We start from the raw sequence: 15,901 nt of genomic DNA, 5'->3' as shown, positions 1-15,901 counted from the left end.
CGTGTCCCGCCGGCGGCTCAGCCGGACGTGAGGCCCAGCAGGCGGTCCGACTCTGCCCCGGCCTCGCGGATCCGGCGGCGCCGGGCGTCCCAGGCGGCCTGGATCCCGTCGTAGCGGTCGGACTGGTCGGCGAGCATCGTGCGGACCTCGTCCGGCCGGGTCGAACCGGCGGAGACCTTGCGCCGGATGCTCGCGTCGGTGTCGAAGGCGGTCGCGAGCAGGCGCTGCGGCTCGGCTATCTCGAAGCCGTGGTCCTTCGCGACCTGCCGCAGGAGGTCGGGCCGGACGTCCCGCGGGGACGCGCCCTGCTCGGCGGCGGCCAGGACGTAGCCGCCGGCCACCACCTGCGCCGTCCGCCACGGGACGCCCTCGTCGAGGGTGAGCAGGTTGGCGAGGGTGAACCCGCCGAGGTACTCGCGCTCGCAGGCCCCGCGCATGCGGTCGGCGCGGAACTCCAGGTTGTCCAGGACGGCGGTGGCGAGGGTGAACACGCTGCGGGCGGTGCGGAACGCCGTCAGGACGTTGGTGCCGGCCTCCTTGGAGACCTCGACCGAGTTGGAGTACGGGGTGTTCCGCTGGCCCGTCAGGGTGTCCACGTGGAAGGCGGCGAGGTGGGCCGTCTTGCCGCGGATCCGTTCCAGGAGCGGGAAGTTCTTCTTCTGCGGCATCGCCGAGGAGATCCCGGCGTAGGCGTCCGGCAGGTCGATGAAGCCGTACTCGCTGCTGCCCCAGGAGATCAGGTCGGTGGTGAAGCGGCTCAGCACCACGCCGAACAGCGCCAGTTCGCCGGTGATCCGCAGCGCCCAGTCCCGGGAGGCGACCGCCACGAGGGCGTGCGGGCGCGGGCCGGCGAAGCCGAGCAGCCGGGCGGCGCGGTCGCGGTCCCACGCGAGCTCCTGACCGGCCATCGCGCCCGCGCCCAGCGGACACAGGTCGATCTCGTCGTGGGCCGTGAGGAGCCGGCGGGCCGCCAGCAGCACCTCCTCGCCGACGGCGGCGAAGTAGTAGCCGGGGGTGATGACCTGCGCGGCCTGGGCGTGGGTGTACCCGGGCATGAGCAGCTCGGTGGTCTCCCCGGCCAGGCGGTGGGCGGAGCGGCCGAGGGCGAGCAGGGCGTCGGCGGTGAGCGCCAGCTGGTGCCGGGCGAACATCACCTGGGCGCAGGCCTGGAGGTCGTTGCGGCTGCGGTCGACGTGCCAGGCCGGGACGGGAGCGGGCAGGTGGTGGTCGACGTGCCGCTCCAGCGCGAACGCGATGTCCGACATGTTGCGCTCGGGATCGGCGGAGACCGTCGCCGCCGTGATGCCGTGCAGCGCCTTGCCGATCAGCTCGGCCTGCCCGGCGTCGATCAGGCCCATCCGCAGGTACTCCAGGGCGAGCACCTTCTCGATCGCCAGGTACCAGGGCAGGAGGTGCTCCAGCTCGAACTCGAACTGGGGGGCCAGGACCTCCTCGTGGAGCAGGGTGTGCGGGTTCGCGGTGATCCTTCCGGTCAGGGGAGCCGCCACGGGTCACCGACCTTTCTTCCGGATGGTGAAGGCCAGGCTCTCGTGCTCGTGGAAGTAGGGCCGGTAGCCGGCGTGCGGGGGCTCCATCCAGCGCAGCAGCTCCACCGCGGCGACCTCGTCGGCGAGCCCGGCGTCGGCGAGGTAGGCGTCGAGGTCGGGGCGGTCGAAGAAGCGGCAGTAGAAGTCGGCGTGGTCCAGGTACTCCTTCGGCCGGACCTCCTTCATGCCGGGGTCGCCGACCTGACAGTCGTTCATCGTCCACATGTTCGCGACGACGTGCCCGCCGGGGCGGCAGATCCGGTACAGCTCCTGGAGCGCCTTGACGGGCTCGGTGAGGTGGCCGAGGAGGTCCCAGCAGAAGATCCCGTCGACGGAGTCGTCGGGCAGCCCGGTGGCGAAGGCGTCGGTCACCTTGAAGACGACGTTGTCGGCGTTGGCCTTGGCCACCACCCGGCGGGCGATCCCCATCGCGTTGCGGGAGGTGTCGCCGCCGAGGACGACGGTGGCCGCCTGGGCGAGCGGCGGCAGGTTGCGGCCGTCGCCGCACGGGAGGTCCAGGACCACGAAGGCGTCGTGGTCGGCGAACAGCTTGGCCGCGTTCACGACGTAGGGCACCGGCGGGTCGCCCCAGAGGTTGGTGTGGCCGTCCTCCAGCCGGTAGGCGTCGTTCCACTGGCCCTTGGCGAGTTCGTCCTGCGCGTTGGCGGCGCCGGGGCGGCCGGCGGCGGTGTCGGTGGTCACTGGGCGTTCCTCTCGTTGTCCAGGGCGAAGAGCTCCGCGACGCAGCGGTGGGCGTCGACGAAGGCGCGCGAGTATCCGGGGGTCGGAACGAGGTGGTTGTAGAAGGTGGCGCCCTCGCACAGGGGCCCGATCAGCCAGAGCCGCGGGTCGCTCACGCCGGCGGCGTCGACCGGGTGCAGCGAGGCGTCGACGTCGGCGCCCCGCACGGCGGTGCTCTCCGGGAGCAGTCGGCGGATCCGGCCGTCCTCGTGGAGGGAGCGGATCAGCGGGCTGGCGGAGGAGTCCACGGCGGGCCAGGGCGAGTTGCCAGCGCAGAGCCAGTCGACGTCCTCGCGGTGCGGGGTCGCCAGGCGGGTCGAGGCGATCGTCCACCGGCCGCCGTCGTCGTTCCAGTGCACCGACGGGGCCGCGCCGAACGGTGTGCGCACGACCCGCGCCTCGATGAGGGCGAGGAGTTCGGCGTGCCGCTCCTTCTGGGGTCCCACCACCGCGCGGTTGAACAGCGGCACGGTGGTGTGCAGGAACCGGTCGAGGGAGGCGTTCGTCAGGCCGCCGAAGTTGACGGCGTCGCGCAGGGTGTCGCGGACCTCGCGGACGGCCTCCAGGGCTGCCTTCAGGGGGCTGTGGTCCAGTCCGCGGTCGGCCTCGACGAGATCGTGGCGAATCGTTTCCGCCAGCCAGTGCTGATAGCCGGCGCTGTCGTGCAGCTCCATGGCGGCCGAGTCGTCCCAGGCCTTCAACGGGTCGAAGGGGCCGTGCAGTTGGTCGAGCAGGTCGAGCGTCGCGGGGAGCTTGTCGGTGTCGGCCGCCCCGGTGAGCTCGGCGGCGAGCGCCGCCTCGGCGTCGGCGCCGCCCTCGACCAGGGCGCGGCACCGGTGGTAGGCGATCCGCATCTCGGTCAGCAGCAGCGGGAACAGGCAGTCGTCGAAGTCGAGGGGCCCGGCCTCGCGGAACTCGGCCACCGTCGCCCGGGTGAGGACGAGCGGCTGAAAGCGGCTGCTCATTCGCATGCGGTGCGGGCGGGCCCGGAACGGGACTCCGGAACGGGAATAGAGGAGCAATTCCGGTTCGGCGCCGCCGGGCCGGTAGCGCAGCCGTCGGCCGTCCGGGACGAATCGGCCGCCGCGGCCGACCGTCAATGCGGCGATGACGTCCATGGCCGACAGGCCGAATCCGGCGACCGCCACCGAATCCTCCGGCGGGATCACGGCGAGCTTGTCGGGGATCGGGTACGGGTCGCCGATGTGCCGGGCGGCGGCCGACGGGAATTCGGCTGCGATCGGCGGGGAATTCTCCCGGTTGGGGACGTGACCGACGGTCAGGAAGGCGTAATCGGTGCCGACCGTGGAACCGTCGGCGAGGCCGATCCGGACGCCGGAGCCGGGATCCGAGGCCAGCGAGGTCGCCCGGGAGCGGTGCACGGTCACGCTCAGCCAGGACGGGGCCCGCTCGCGCAGGCGGGCGAGGAACCACTGCAGGTACTCGCCCAGCAGCCGCCTGGGCAGGAAGTCGTTCGGCCGGACCGGACGGCCGGTGCGGCCCACCGTGTGCCCGTCCCCGGCGATCATCAGACCGCGTTCGGTCACCCACTCGTACAGGCTCGGGCCGGCCTCGCCCGCGTACGCCCCGACCGCGTCCCGGTCGGGGAACATCGATATCTCGCCGCACAAGGTATTCAGCAGTAAGTAGTCGGGTTGCGAGACGGAATGGAGTCCCTCGCCCTCGGATAAAGGGTCGATGATCTCCACGCGTAACCGGCCGGGTGGTGCGCCGTGCTTTCCGATCCTGGGCGCCAGGGTGACGATCCGTTCAAGGATGCTGCACCCGCGAGAACCCATGCCGATGATGGCGATTGAATACTCCGATGCCAAGTGAAACCCCCGGAGACATGAGAAGTCGATGAGATCGACGGCGGCCACGCTACGCGACCGACAACCCAAAGTCCATACTCCGATTATGACGTGGCCTTACCGGAGAGTCTGTGCTCGATCAGTGTGACGCAAGGTGCTTCGATCAATTCGTGTGCTGTGTGCTGTCCGGGAGGATCCTGAGGCGATTTCCGTGCCGGGGCGCACTCGCGTTCCGGCCGGTTTCCGCCAGCGCGTCGGACCACCGGAACGTTCGCGTCCGGTGGGTATCCTGCCGGGGACCGCCCGACACCGGAACGCGCCTGGAGCACGTGATGGCAGCGCTGGAGACCGGCACCCTGGACGTTCCCGGGGCGCGCCTGCACCACGAGCTCAGAGGCACCGGACCACTGCTCCTGCTGGTGCCCGGCGGCGCCTCGGACGCGGCGGTGTTCGAACCACTGGCCGAGCAACTCGCCACCCGCTACCGGGTGCTGAGCTACGACCCGCGCGGAATCTCCCGCAGCCCGCTCCACGGGCCGCCGGTCGACCAGCGGGTCGACGTCCAGGCGCAGGACGCGCTCCGGCTGCTCGACCGGCACACCGTGGGCGACGAACCGGTGCTCGCCCTGGGGAGCTGCGCCGGGGCGCTCGTGGCCCTCGAACTGCTGCGGACGCACCCCGACCGCGTGGCCGCGGTGGTCGCCCACGAGCCCCCGGCGATGCGGTTGTTGCCGGACGGCGAGGCGCAGGTCGCGTTCTTCGAGGAGGTGCACGAGACCTACCGACGGGACGGGGCCGCGGCGGCGATGCTGAGCCTCGCGGGCGCCTTCGGCGGACGGCCGGCGCCCGCGCTGCCCGAAGTGCGGGACAACAACGAGTTCTTCCTGGCCCACGTCATGCGCCCGACGACGGCATTCTCCCTGGACGTCGCCGCGCTCAGCGGGCTCGCCGACCGGATCACGCCGGCCGGCGGCCTGGAGTCGCGCGGCTACCTGATCCACCGTCCGGTCGCCGCTCTCGCGGCCCTCCTCGGCCGCGACCTGGCGCTCTTCCCGGGCGGCCACGCCGGGTACGCCAAGCATCCGGAGGAGTTCGCCCGGCAGTTGGGCGCCGTGCTGGACGCACTCCCGGCCGGGTCCGCGGCGGTGCCGGCGGGTCTGGAGGAGGTGTCGTGAGACTCGTGATGGGGGCGCAGAACTGCGGGTTCGGGCCGGCGGCCGAACTCGTCGCGGTCTCGCGCGCGTTGAGCGGCCACGAGCGGATCTTCGTCGGGGACGGCGTGGCCGCCGAGTTCGCGCACTGCAATCCGGACGCCTTCGACGAGATCCGCTCGCCGGCCCCGCGCGACGCGGACCTGAGCCGGCTGCTGGCCGGCTGCGACCGCGTGGTGTCCGTGATGGACGCCGACCTCGTGCTGCACGGCGTGCTGGCGGACCGGCCGGTGGTCCTGCTGGACAGCCTGTTCGCGTTCTGGCGCCTGGAACGGCCGCTCGCGGAGATCCTGCGGCTCTGCGAGACGCTTCCGCGGTCCGGGTTCGGGGCGGCGGACCGGCACCTCGGTGAACTGTCCCCGCACGAGCGGGTGGTGGCCGCCCACCTGCTGGCCACCCACGGGCTGGTGCAGAACTTCCCCGGGGTGCGGCAGCGGATCGCGGAGTTCGCCGGACTGGGGGTGGGGCGGGTGCCCCGGACGACCGGCGCGCTGGTCGATCACGACGGGCTGCGGGCGGCCGCGAGCGCGGAGCCGGCCGCGTCGGAGTACGACCTGTTGATCAACCTCGGCGGGTTCCGCAACTTCCTGCTCGACTTCGACGAGCACAACGACTACCTGCTGCTGATCGAGCGCTGGCTGCCCGACCTGCTGCGCGACTGGCCCCGGTTCCGCCGCGTCCTGGTCTGCGGCGGGCCGTTCGGCGGCCGGCGGGCGCGCACGGTCACGGTGGACGGACGGCGGGCGGACTGCCGGCTGGTGCCGCAGCGCGAGCTGCTCCGGCACGTCGCCTCCACCCCGCACTACCTGCTCACCCCCGGCCTGACCGCCCTTCACGAGGCGCTGGCGCTCGGCCGCCTCCCGCTCGCGCTGCCCGAGCAGCACTACGCGCACCTGTTCACCGTCCGCCGGCTGGAGCGGACGCTGTTCGCCAAGACCGCCGTCGGCCTGGCCGACCTGCTGCCCGACCGCCCGGTCCCGGAGGACGACTTCACGGGGACGGCGGCGCTGGTCGAGCTGGCCGGGCGGATCCGCCGCGACGACGGCCACTACGACCGGTTCCGCCGCTGCCTGAACGAGCGGATTGGACAGTACCTGGCGCTCGGGGCTGCGGAACGGCTCTCTGCCGTCGAGGAGTTGCGCGCGGCGATGGACGGACCGCCGCTGGGCGAGGTGCTCGCGGAGGTGCTGCGGTAAGCGGTGCCGCGGTAAGGCGTGCCGGGTCGGAGGGCGGTGGCTCTTCCACGACGCCCTCCATCTGATACAACTGTATCAACGGGGGTTGGGCGTCGGGGGGAGCAGAGCATGCGGATGGCACTTGTCCGGGGAGCGGTCGTCGCCCAAGTCCTCTTCACTGCCGTGTGGTCGGTCGGCGGGATCGCAGAGGGGCGGGGCTACCGCAGCTCCGCGCACGGCATCAGCGACCTGGGCGCGCGGACGGCCGATCACGCGGGGCTCGTGCTCGCGGCGCAGGGCGTCGCGGGCGTCCTGACCATCGCGTTCGCCCTCTTCGCGCTGGGCCCGGCCCTGGCCGCCCCCGGCGGGCGGCGACCGGCGGGGGCCTGGCTCGTCGCCGCGTCCCCGCTGGGCCTGGACAACGTGTGGGACGTCCTCTTCCGCCTCGACTGCCGGGCCGCCGACCCCGGGTGCGTCCAGGGCCTCGGGTCCGGCTCGTGGCAGGCGACGGGGCATCTGGCGATCTCGTTCGTCGGCTTCCCGGTCATGGTGATCACCCCGTCCGTCCTGGCCGCCCACTTCCGCGCGAACCCGGCGTGGCAGGGCTGGTCCGGGGGCGCCCTGGCCTTCAGCCCGGTGATGTTCATCGGCGTGATCGCCTTCATCGGGCTGCACGGCCACGCCGGCGCCGGCTACGCGGAACGGGCCCTCGCCCTGGCGGCGTCGGCCGGGGTGGTCCTGCTGGCCCTCGGCACCCGCCGGGCCCTGGCCGACGGGTGCGCCCGAGGTCCGGCCGTCAGATGACGTCGGCCAGGTCCCGCAGCAGCCGGGCCTTCGCCCGCGCGCCGACGATGCTGCGCACGGGCTCGCCGTTGCGGAAGAGCACCATCGTCGGCATGGAGAGGATCGAGTAGGCCGCCTGGGACTCGGGGTTGGTGTCGACGTCCAGCTGGACGACCTTCAGTTCCCCGGCCTTCTCCCGGGCGATCTCCGCGAGCACCGGCGCGACCATCCGGCACGGCGGGCACCAGTCGGCGGTGAACTTCACCAGGACCGGCACGTCGGCCGCGAGCACCTCGGCGGCGAAGCTCGCGTCCGTCACGGCCAGAATTTCCGTTCCCGTCATCTCAACTCTCCTTCGTCTGGGCATGGTTGGTGGAAAGCTCGCAGTGCGGTTCGGGCCCGCCCGGATGCTCGGCCTCGACCCGGAGCTCGGCGCGGGCCAGCTGGGCGGCGACCCGGTCGCGCACCTCGTGCAGCCGCGCCAGGCACTCGTCCAGCTCGGCGAGCCGGCCGCGGTAGACGTCCAGTGACGCGGGGCAGGAGTCGCCCTCCGGGTGCCCGGCCTGGAGGCACTCGACGAACGGGCGGGTCTGCTCCAGGTCGAAGCCGAAGCCCTGGAGCGTCCGGATCTGCCGCAGGAGCCGCAGGTCCGCCTCGTCGTACGCCCGGTACCCGTTGCCGTTGCGCCGGGCGGGCAGCAGCCCGCGCGACTCGTAGTACCGAAGGGTGCGGGTGGTCGTCCCCGCCTGTGCCGCCAGTTCGCCGATCCGCATGGAGAGAACGCTAGACCTTGACGCCGACGTCAACGCCAGCGCCGCCGTCCGGACCGGCGGGACGGGTGGGCCCGGGGTCCGTTGCGCGCTACGCTGCCCCGGCACTCGTGGACGGGGGAGAGGCGACGATGGCGCGGACGTACGAAGAGCCCTGGTACGCCACCGGGTTGAGGGCCGGGCTGGAGCTGGTGGGGTGGATCGGGCTGCCGATCGCGCTGTGGCCGCACTCGGTGCTGCTGGCGATCGGGGTGGACGTCGTGCTGATCGGCGTGCCGGCCGTGCTGCAGACGCCCGGGGACAAGCCGGGGACGGTCGTCGCGGTGCCCGGGTGGGTCACGGTCCTGATGGTGCTCGCCGAGCTCGCGGGGGCCGTCGTCGCCGCCTGGCTGCTGTTCCCGGTGTGGGCGGCGGTGCTCGTCTCCGTCCTCGCGCTCGCCTGTTGCGGCACCGAACTTCCGCGCTGGCGGTGGCTGTCGACGCTCAGCCCGCCCGGCGGGCGCGTTCGGTGACGTTGCGGGCCATGCGGCCGAAGACCACCGAGTGGAACGGCGCGACCGACCACCAGTAGGCGTGTCCGGCCAGGCCGTGCGGGTGGAACAGCGCGCGCTGCCGGTAGCGGGTGCCGTGGTTCCCGTCCGGGGTGACGGAGAGCTCCAGCCAGGCCAGGCCGGGGAGCCGCATCTCGGCGCGCAGCCGGAGCAGGCGGCCCGGTTCGATCTCCTCGACCCGCCAGAAGTCGAGCGAGTCCCCGACCCGCAGGCGGGCCGGATCGCGGCGGCCCCGGCGCAGGCCGACGCCGCCGGCCAGGCGGTCGAGGAGGCCGCGCAGGGCCCAGGCGAGGGGGAAGGAGTACCAGCCGTTGTCGCCGCCGATGCCTTCGACCACGCGCCAGACGTCGGCCGGCGCGGCGGCGACCGTGCGTTCCCTGAGGTCCTGGTAGAGGCTGCCGCCGGCCCAGTCGGGGTCGGTGGGCAGCGGGTCGCTCGGGGCGCCGGGCAGGGAGGCGGAGGACCAGCGGGTGGCGACGTCGGCGTCCTTGATGCGGCGCAGGGCGAGCGCCACGGCCCGGTCGAAGCCGGTCAGGCCCTCCGGCGGGTCGGGCACCCACCGGGCGAGGTCGTGCTCGCCGCACACGACCTCGTGGCGCAGGGACTCGACGAGCGGCCGGGCGATGGAGCCGGGAACCGGGGTGACGAGGCCGACCCAGTGGCTGGAGAGCCCGGGAGTGAGCACGGGGACAGGGAGGATGACGCGTCGGCGCAGGCCCGCGATCCGGGCGTAGCGCTGCATCATCTCGCGGTAGGTGAGGACGTCGGGCCCGCCGATGTCGAAGGTCCGGTTGACCGACGGCGGTAGGAGCGCGGCGCCGGCCAGGTAGCGCAGGACGTCGCGGACGGCGATCGGCTGGATGCGGGTGGCGACCCAGCGCGGGGTGACCATCGCGGGCAGGCGCTCGGTGAGGTGGCGGAGCATCTCGAAGGAGGCGCTGCCGGAGCCGATGATGACGGCGGCGCGCAGTTCGGCCGTCGGCACGCCGCTGGCGCGCAGGATGCGGCCGACCTCGGCGCGGGAGCGCAGGTGCGGGGAGAGCCCGCTCTCGTCGACGCCGTCGGGGACGAGCCCGCCGAGGTAGACGATCCGGGAGACCCCCGCGGCCGCTGCGGCGGCTCCGAAGGCGTGGGCGGCCTCCCGGTCGGTGGCCTCGAACGAGGGGCCGGTGCCGAGGGAGTGGACGAGGTAGTAGGCGACGTCCACGCCGTCGAAGGCGCCGGTGAGGGTGGCGGGCCGGGTGACGTCGCCGACGGCGGTCTCGACCCGCGCCCGCCAGGGCTGGTCCCGCAGCCGTCCGGGGTCGCGCACCAGGCAGCGGACGGGGTGGCCGCGGGCGAGCAGCTCGGGGACGAGGCGGCCGCCGATGTAGCCGGTCGCGCCGGTCACCAGGCAGCGCGGCGGGGCGGGGGGCAGGTCGTTCATGTCGGGCGGTTCATGTCGGGTCGCTCATGTCGGGTCGCTCATGTCGGGTTGTTCGTGTCGGGGTCCTAGGAAGGCGTCGCGCGGTCTTCGGAGCCGGTGGCCCGGTCGGATCGGCGGAGCCCGCCGGGCCACCCTGTCAGTCCAGGCCCCGGGCGTGCCGCAGCCGCGCGGTGAGCGTGTCGGGGTCGATGATCGGCGCCGGGTAGTCGGGGGCGAGGAGCCAGGGGCGGTGGATGGTGGCCCCCGGGAGGTGGGCGAGTTCGGGCACCCACCGGCGGACGTACGTCCCGTCCGGGTCGTAGCGGTCGGCCTGGCGCAGCGGGTTGAGGACCCGGTTGGGGCGGGTGTCGGTGCCGGTCCCCGCGACCCACTGCCAGTTGAGCTGGTTGTTGGCCACGTCGCCGTCGACGAGCAGGGAGAGGAAGTGGGCGGCGCCGATGCGCCAGTCCAGGTAGAGGCTCTTCGCGAGGAAGCTCGCCGTCAGCAGCCGGCCGCGGTTGTGCATCCAGCCCTCGTGGGCGAGCTGGCGCATCGCCGCGTCGATGATCGGGTAGCCGGTGCGGCCCCGGCGCCACGCCTCGGCCTCGCCGTCGTCGTGGTGCCAGTGGTCGTCCTTGGTGCGGTAGTCCCGCCGGGCGGCGTGGGGGCGGGCGGCGAGCACCTGGTGGTGGAAGTCGCGCCAGGCGAGCTGCCGGACGAAGGCCTGGGCTCCGTCGCCGCCGTGCTGCTGGGCGCGGACGGCGAGTTCGGTGGGGGACAGGCAGCCGAAGTGCAGGTAGGGGGAGAGACGGGACGTGGCGTCGGCGGCGAGGTCGTCGTGGATGTCGGCGTACGCGTCGATGTCCCAGCGTCGCCGGACCTCGCGGGCGGCCGTTTCGCCTCCGCGCGGCAGGGCGGGCGAGGCCGGGCGGGCGGTGGGCAGGTGCTCGCCGCCGATGCCGTCCGGCGTGTCGAGCTTCCGGGGCGCGCCCAGGACGGTCCGCCAGGGGGCCTCCTGCCAGACGCGGTGGTACGGGGTGAAGACCGCGTAGTGGTCGCGGTTCGCCGGGGTGAGCCGGCCCGCTCCGACGACCGTCAGCGAGGCGTCGTGGACGTGCAGGCGGTCGCCGAAGTGCTTGCGCAGCGCGGCCTCGCGCCGCCGGGCGTAGGCGCTGACCCCGGCGGCGAGGTGGACGGTGCCCGCGGCGGCCTCGGTCGCCACGCGCGCCGCCTGCTCGGCGGTGTCACCGCGGCGCAGCACGAGCCGGGAGCCGGTGCGCCGCAGCGAGGCGTCCAGGTCGGAGAGGCAGTCGGCGAGGAACGCCAGCCGGTTGGGGGCGGCGAAGCCGGCGGCCTCGACGGCGGGGTCGAGGACGAACAGCGGCACGACCTCGTCGCCCGCGGCGCGGGCGGCGTGCAGGACGGGGTTGTCGTGCAGGCGCAGGTCCTGGGTGAACAGGGCGATGGAGACGGTCACGGGTGGGGCCTCGCAGGTGGTGCGGTCGGGGTGCTCGGGTCCCGGCGCGGCGGCAGCGGCACGAACCCGCTGGTGCGGGCCGCGTACTCGGCCCAGCCGGGGCGTTCGGCGGCGAGCCGGCGCTCCAGCATCGGCTTTCCGCTGCCGAACGCCAGCAACCAGGTCATCAGGAGGGGGCTGAGGACGAACGCCCATCCGACGGGCGTGTCGGCGACGAGCAGGAAGACGCCCCACCAGACGCACGCGTCGCCGAAGTAGTTGGGGTGGCGGGTGTAGCGCCACAGGCCGCGGTCCATGATCCGTCCCCGGTTGGCGGGGTCGGCCTTGAAGCGGGTGAGCTGCCGGTCGCCGACCGCCTCGAAGGCCAGGCCGACGCTCCACAGCCCGACCCCGGCCCAGGCGAGCGCGCCGGGCGGGGACGGCACGTACTGCGCCGCCTGGACGGGCAGCGAGACGAACCAGACGATCGCGGCCTGGAGCAGGTACACCTTGCGCAGCGCGTACCGGACGCGGGCCGGGCCCTCGGGCACGCGGGCGAGCATGCGGGCGTAGCGCCGGTCCTCCGGCAGGCCCCGGGCGCGCCACCACAGGTGGGCGGAGAGCCGGACGCCCCACACCGCGACGAGCACGGTGACGAGCACCCGCCGGCCGGGGTCGCCCCGGCCGTCCGACAGGAGGTAGCCGACGAGCGCGAGTTCGGCGAAGGCCAGGCCCCACGCGACGTCGACCGCCCGGTGCCGGCCGGTGCGCACCCCGACGACGAACGTCGCGAGCATGATCGCGAGGACGGCGGCGGCGGTGACGGCGAGGTTGAGCGCGAACGCGCCGCCGTCCGGGACGGCCCGGCTCATGAGGGCGCCCCGCGGGTGAGGAGGATCTGGTGGACGTCCAGGTAGCCGGCGCGGAACCCGGCCTCGGAGTGCGCGAGGTACAGCTCCCAGGTGCGCCGGAACACGTCGTCGAAGCCGAGTGCCGCGACCTGGCCGGCGTGCGCGGTGAACCGCTCGCGCCACAGCCGCAGCGTCTCGGCGTAGTGCGGCCCGTACGCGTCGGCCGCGCGCACGCGCAGGGCGGTGTGCCGGGCGGCGGTCTCGGAGACCGCCCGCAGGGACGGGATCAGGCCGCCCGGGAAGACGTACTTGAGGATCCACGTGTAGGTGCGGCTGCTCGCGGTCATCCGGTCGTGCGGCATGGTGATCGCCTGCAGGGCGACGCGTCCGCCGGGTGCGAGGACCCGGTCGAGCGTGCGGAAGTAGCCCGGCCAGAACGGCCGTCCGACGGCCTCGATCATCTCCGCGCTGACCACGGCGTCGTACGCGCCCTCGGCGGCGCGGTAGTCGCAGAGCCGCACCTCGGCCCGTCCCTCGTACCCGGCCTCGGCGATCCGGCGGCGGGCGAGGGCGAGCTGTTCCTCGGACAGCGTGAGGCTGACCACCCGGGCGCCGCGCGCGGCCGCCCGCAGCGCCAGTTCGCCCCAGCCGGTGCCGATCTCCAGCAGCCGGGTGCCGGGGCCGACGCCGGCGAGGTCGAGCAGCCGGTCGATCTTGCGGTGCTGGGCGGCGGGCAGGCCGTCCCAGGTCGCGAGCGGCGCCCGGCCGGGGGCGGGGCCGGTCGGGAAGAGCGCCGCCGAGTAGGTCATGGTCGGGTCGAGGAAGAGCGCGAACAGGTCGTTCGACAGGTCGTAGTGGCGCGGGATGTTGCGCCGGGCGCCGTCGACCGTGGACGACTCGGCGGCCGGCGGGCGCTGGACGTACAGCCGGCGCAGCCAGCGGGTGCCGGCCGGGACGAGGGTCTGCGGGGCGGCGGCGAGCGCGGTGAGCAGCGCGGTCAGGTCGGGGCTGTCCCAGTCGCCGGCCTGGTAGGCCTCGCCGAAGCCGATCAGGCCGCTCTCGCCGACGCGGTGGAGGAACGCCCGCGGGTGGTGCAGCCGCAGGACGGGGGCGCCGGGTGCGGCGGGGCGCAGGACGCGCCCGCCGGGCAGTTCGACGCGCAGGCCGCGGCGGGCGGCGACCCGGCTCAGCAGCCGGCCGGCGACGGCGGCGCGCAGCGGGGCGTGCGGCACGCGGGCGACGTCGGGCCAGCGGGCGGGGTCGACGACCGGGGTCGGCGGGGCGGGTGGCGCCGACCGCGGGGCGGCCGGGGTGGTGGTCATGCGGAGGGCACCTCTTCCTCGCGTACGGGGTGCCCGGTGGCGGGCTGGGCGGTGTCGGGGACGGGCCGGGGGTGGACGGGCCGGGGGTGAACGGGCAGGCCGCGCAGCCACAGCCGGACGCCCTGGTAGCGGATGTGCAGGCTCACGGCCTGCGTGGCGAACGGGTGCCGCAGGGCGGCCCGCAGCAGGGCGGCGGTGCTCGCCGGGTGAGCGGTGCCGCGCACGGTGGCGGTGAAGACGCGCCCGCCGGGGCGCTCCAGGTGGACGGCGAGGCGGAGGTGCTCGCCCGGCTCCGGCAGGGACATCCGGTAGCCGCCGTCGACCGGGAAGAACGGCGAGACGTGGAACTCCTTCGGTGTCCCGGCCCGGCCCCCGTCGTCCGGGCGCAGCAGGTAGCGGTGGCGGCCGCCGTAGGTGTTGTGCACCTCGGCGACGGTGCAGAGCGGGCGCCCGGCCTCGTCGCGGCACCAGTACACGGTGAGGGGGTTGAACACGTGCCCGAGCGACCTGGCCTGAGTGAGCATCAGTACCTGGCCGCGGCCCAGGTGCACACCTCGGGCGGCGAGGTAGTCCCGGAGATCCTGCCGGATCGTCGCGTTCCCGTAGCCGGGGTCGAGGCGGTGGTCTCGGGGCCGGAAGGAGGCCAGTGCTCCCAGCGGCCAGGGGAGTCGGGGGAGCCGGTCGAGATCCACCAGCCACAGGTAGCCGCGGTGCCGGAAGGCGTGCCGCAGCGGGGCCGTGCGCACGTGGGCGGTGCGCGTCTCGTACAGCACGGCGCCCCAGGGGCCGGGCAGGCGGCGGACTTCGGCGGTCACGGCGCCTCCGCCCCGAGGAGGGACAGGGCCGCGCGGACACCCGAGCGGCAGCCGTCCTCGTGGAACCCCCAGCCGTGGTACGCGCCGGCGAACGCGGTCGTGGCGGTGGCGAGTTCGGGCAGGCGGCGCTGGGCGGCGACGGTCCCGGCGGTGTAGATCGGGTGCTCGTAGACCGTGCGGGACACCACCAGGTCCTCGGGGACGGTGTCGTGCTCGTCCTCGTTGAGCGTGACCAGGTAGTCGTCGCCGGTGTCCAGCCGCAGCAGCCGGTTGAGGTGGTAGCTCACCCGCACCCGGTCGGCGGGGCCGTCGCACGCGGGCATCCGGTAGTTCCACGAGGCCCGGGCCCAGCCGGCCTCCGGCAGGAGGGAGGAATCGCGGTGCAGGACGGTCGGGTTGCGCGAGTACCGGAAGGCGCTGAGGACCTCCAGCTCGGCGTCGGTCGGGTCGGTGAGCAGCCGCAGCGCCTGGTCGGCGTGGGTGGCGATCACCACGGCGTCCGCCCGGGTGCGCCGTCCGTCCGCGGTGACGACCGTGACGCCGCCCGGGTGGCGGCGCACCGCCCGGACGGGGGCCGACCGGTGCACCGTGCCCTGCCGCTCGGCGAGCTTCCCGGCGATCCGCTCGACGTACGTCCGGGAGCCGCCGACGACCGTGCGCCAGGTCGGCGAGCCGTTCACGCTGAGGAGGCCGTGGTTGTCGAGGAACCTGAACAGGTAGCGCGCCGGGTAGTCGCCCGCGAGATCCGGCGCGCACGACCACACCGCCGAGACCACGGGCGTCATGAAGTGGCTCACGAAGTACGGCGAGAAGCCCTCGGTGGCGAGGAACTCGCGCAGGCTGGGGCCGTCGTCCCCGGGCCTCGCGAGCAGGCGGCGGGCCCGCCGGTGGAAGCGCGGCACCTCGGCCAGCATCCGCAGGTACCGGCCGCGCAGCGCGGCCCCGGGCCGGGCCAGCAGACCGGCCGGGCCGCGCGCACCGGCGTACTCCAGGCCGCACCCGTCGCAGTGCACGGACAGGCTCATGTCGCTGACTCGCGTGCGCACACCGAGCTCGGCGAACAGCCGCACCAGGTGCGGGTAGGTGCGCTCGTTGTGCACCAGGAACCCGGTGTCCAGGGCCGCCGCGCGCCCGGCCGGCCCGACGGCCTCCTGTGTGTGCGCGTGCCCGCCGAGCCGCTCGTCCGCCTCGAACAGCTCGACCCGCACGCCCGCCCCGGACAGCTCGTACGCGGCGGTGAGCCCGGCCACGCCGGCGCCCACCACCACCGCGTGGCGCACGGGCGGTCCGCTCCGGGGCCGCGGGACGGCTCCGGAGGTGGAGACGGTGTCGACTGTCGTCACGAAGGCCCCTCGGTTCGTCGGGGCCGCGGGTGCGGCCCGGGTGCTGTCTGCACCGAACCTTCGGAGCCGTCCATTCGGCGGATTGGTGGGTGGATCGGCCAGCGGATCGGGCCGTGGCGC

Annotated in this window: 15 protein-coding genes; 4 read left to right on the top strand and 11 right to left on the bottom strand. The window is 74.3% G+C overall.

Going from position 1 to position 15,901, the window contains the following annotated elements; all coding sequences use genetic code 11:
* Positions 1 to 17: 17 nt before the first annotated feature.
* Genes ACFVU9_RS02080 through ACFVU9_RS02070 form a run of 3 tightly spaced genes read right to left on the bottom strand, consistent with a single transcriptional unit; the run spans position 18 to position 4,087 of the window.
* Complete coding sequence (locus ACFVU9_RS02080; protein ID WP_387588973.1) at positions 18 to 1,508, bottom strand: argininosuccinate lyase; 1,491 nt, start codon at positions 1,506 to 1,508, stop codon at positions 18 to 20.
* Between the two features lie 3 nt (positions 1,509 to 1,511).
* Positions 1,512 to 2,249 carry a class I SAM-dependent methyltransferase gene (locus tag ACFVU9_RS02075; RefSeq protein WP_380442886.1) on the bottom strand — a complete coding sequence of 246 codons (738 nt, stop codon included), beginning with the start codon at positions 2,247 to 2,249 and terminating at the stop codon, positions 1,512 to 1,514.
* On the bottom strand, positions 2,246 to 4,087 hold the full coding sequence (locus ACFVU9_RS02070; protein WP_387589016.1) for an FAD/NAD(P)-binding protein: 1,842 nt from the start codon (positions 4,085 to 4,087) through the stop codon (positions 2,246 to 2,248). The genes ACFVU9_RS02075 and ACFVU9_RS02070 overlap by 4 nt, the downstream gene beginning before the upstream one ends.
* A 344-nt stretch (positions 4,088 to 4,431) precedes the next feature.
* Here ACFVU9_RS02070 and ACFVU9_RS02065 point away from each other — a divergent pair, with 344 nt between their 5' ends.
* The 3 genes from ACFVU9_RS02065 (at position 4,432) to ACFVU9_RS02055 (ending at position 7,289) form a co-directional block, all read left to right on the top strand.
* Positions 4,432 to 5,274, top strand: coding sequence for an alpha/beta fold hydrolase (locus ACFVU9_RS02065; protein ID WP_387588971.1), 843 nt, complete (start codon positions 4,432 to 4,434; stop codon positions 5,272 to 5,274).
* The gene (locus ACFVU9_RS02060; RefSeq protein ID WP_380442882.1) at positions 5,271 to 6,506 is read left to right on the top strand and encodes a hypothetical protein; all 1,236 of its coding nucleotides are present in this window, start codon (positions 5,271 to 5,273) and stop codon (positions 6,504 to 6,506) included. Before ACFVU9_RS02065 ends, ACFVU9_RS02060 begins: the two co-directional genes overlap by 4 nt.
* Positions 6,507 to 6,614: 108 nt before the next feature.
* Positions 6,615 to 7,289 (top strand): DUF998 domain-containing protein, encoded by a 675-nt coding sequence (locus tag ACFVU9_RS02055; protein WP_387588969.1) that lies wholly within the window; start codon positions 6,615 to 6,617, stop codon positions 7,287 to 7,289.
* On the opposite strand, the gene trxA is transcribed toward ACFVU9_RS02055, so the two are convergent.
* Both trxA and ACFVU9_RS02045 read right to left on the bottom strand, forming a co-directional pair.
* On the bottom strand, positions 7,282 to 7,611 hold the full coding sequence (gene trxA, locus ACFVU9_RS02050; protein ID WP_387588967.1) for a thioredoxin: 330 nt from the start codon (positions 7,609 to 7,611) through the stop codon (positions 7,282 to 7,284). The genes ACFVU9_RS02055 and trxA overlap by 8 nt on opposite strands.
* Before the next feature lies 1 nt (position 7,612).
* Positions 7,613 to 8,041, bottom strand: a complete 429-nt coding sequence (locus ACFVU9_RS02045) for a MerR family transcriptional regulator (protein ID WP_387588965.1) — start codon at positions 8,039 to 8,041, stop codon at positions 7,613 to 7,615.
* A 128-nt stretch (positions 8,042 to 8,169) separates the two neighbouring features.
* Here ACFVU9_RS02045 and ACFVU9_RS02040 point away from each other — a divergent pair, with 128 nt between their 5' ends.
* Complete coding sequence (locus tag ACFVU9_RS02040; protein ID WP_387588963.1) at positions 8,170 to 8,550, top strand: hypothetical protein; 381 nt, start codon at positions 8,170 to 8,172, stop codon at positions 8,548 to 8,550.
* Here ACFVU9_RS02040 and ACFVU9_RS02035 read toward each other — a convergent pair.
* The 6 genes from ACFVU9_RS02035 to ACFVU9_RS02010 all read right to left on the bottom strand — a co-directional run bounded on the left by ACFVU9_RS02035 (position 8,522) and on the right by ACFVU9_RS02010 (position 15,718).
* Positions 8,522 to 10,015 (bottom strand): SDR family oxidoreductase, encoded by a 1,494-nt coding sequence (locus ACFVU9_RS02035; RefSeq protein ID WP_387588961.1) that lies wholly within the window; start codon positions 10,013 to 10,015, stop codon positions 8,522 to 8,524. The genes ACFVU9_RS02040 and ACFVU9_RS02035 overlap by 29 nt on opposite strands.
* A 136-nt stretch (positions 10,016 to 10,151) precedes the next feature.
* The gene (locus ACFVU9_RS02030; RefSeq protein WP_387588959.1) at positions 10,152 to 11,471 is read right to left on the bottom strand and encodes a cryptochrome/photolyase family protein; all 1,320 of its coding nucleotides are present in this window, start codon (positions 11,469 to 11,471) and stop codon (positions 10,152 to 10,154) included.
* Positions 11,468 to 12,322: a DUF1295 domain-containing protein gene (locus tag ACFVU9_RS02025; protein WP_387588957.1), complete on the bottom strand. Its 855-nt coding sequence runs from the start codon at positions 12,320 to 12,322 to the stop codon at positions 11,468 to 11,470. The genes ACFVU9_RS02030 and ACFVU9_RS02025 overlap by 4 nt, the downstream gene beginning before the upstream one ends.
* Positions 12,319 to 13,623 (bottom strand): class I SAM-dependent methyltransferase, encoded by a 1,305-nt coding sequence (locus tag ACFVU9_RS02020; RefSeq protein WP_387588955.1) that lies wholly within the window; start codon positions 13,621 to 13,623, stop codon positions 12,319 to 12,321. Before ACFVU9_RS02020 ends, ACFVU9_RS02025 begins: the two co-directional genes overlap by 4 nt.
* Positions 13,620 to 14,438, bottom strand: coding sequence for a DUF1365 domain-containing protein (locus ACFVU9_RS02015; RefSeq protein ID WP_387588953.1), 819 nt, complete (start codon positions 14,436 to 14,438; stop codon positions 13,620 to 13,622). The genes ACFVU9_RS02020 and ACFVU9_RS02015 overlap by 4 nt, the downstream gene beginning before the upstream one ends.
* Complete coding sequence (locus ACFVU9_RS02010) at positions 14,435 to 15,718, bottom strand: NAD(P)/FAD-dependent oxidoreductase (RefSeq protein WP_387589013.1); 1,284 nt, start codon at positions 15,716 to 15,718, stop codon at positions 14,435 to 14,437. Before ACFVU9_RS02010 ends, ACFVU9_RS02015 begins: the two co-directional genes overlap by 4 nt.
* Between the last annotated feature and the right edge of the window lie 183 nt (positions 15,719 to 15,901).

It is taken from the genome of Kitasatospora sp. NPDC057936 (assembly GCF_042887525.1).
Lineage (GTDB): Bacteria > Actinomycetota > Actinomycetes > Streptomycetales > Streptomycetaceae > Kitasatospora.
The sequence above is the reverse complement of the archived record's forward strand: the minus strand, read 5'-3'. Positions and strand labels throughout refer to the sequence as shown.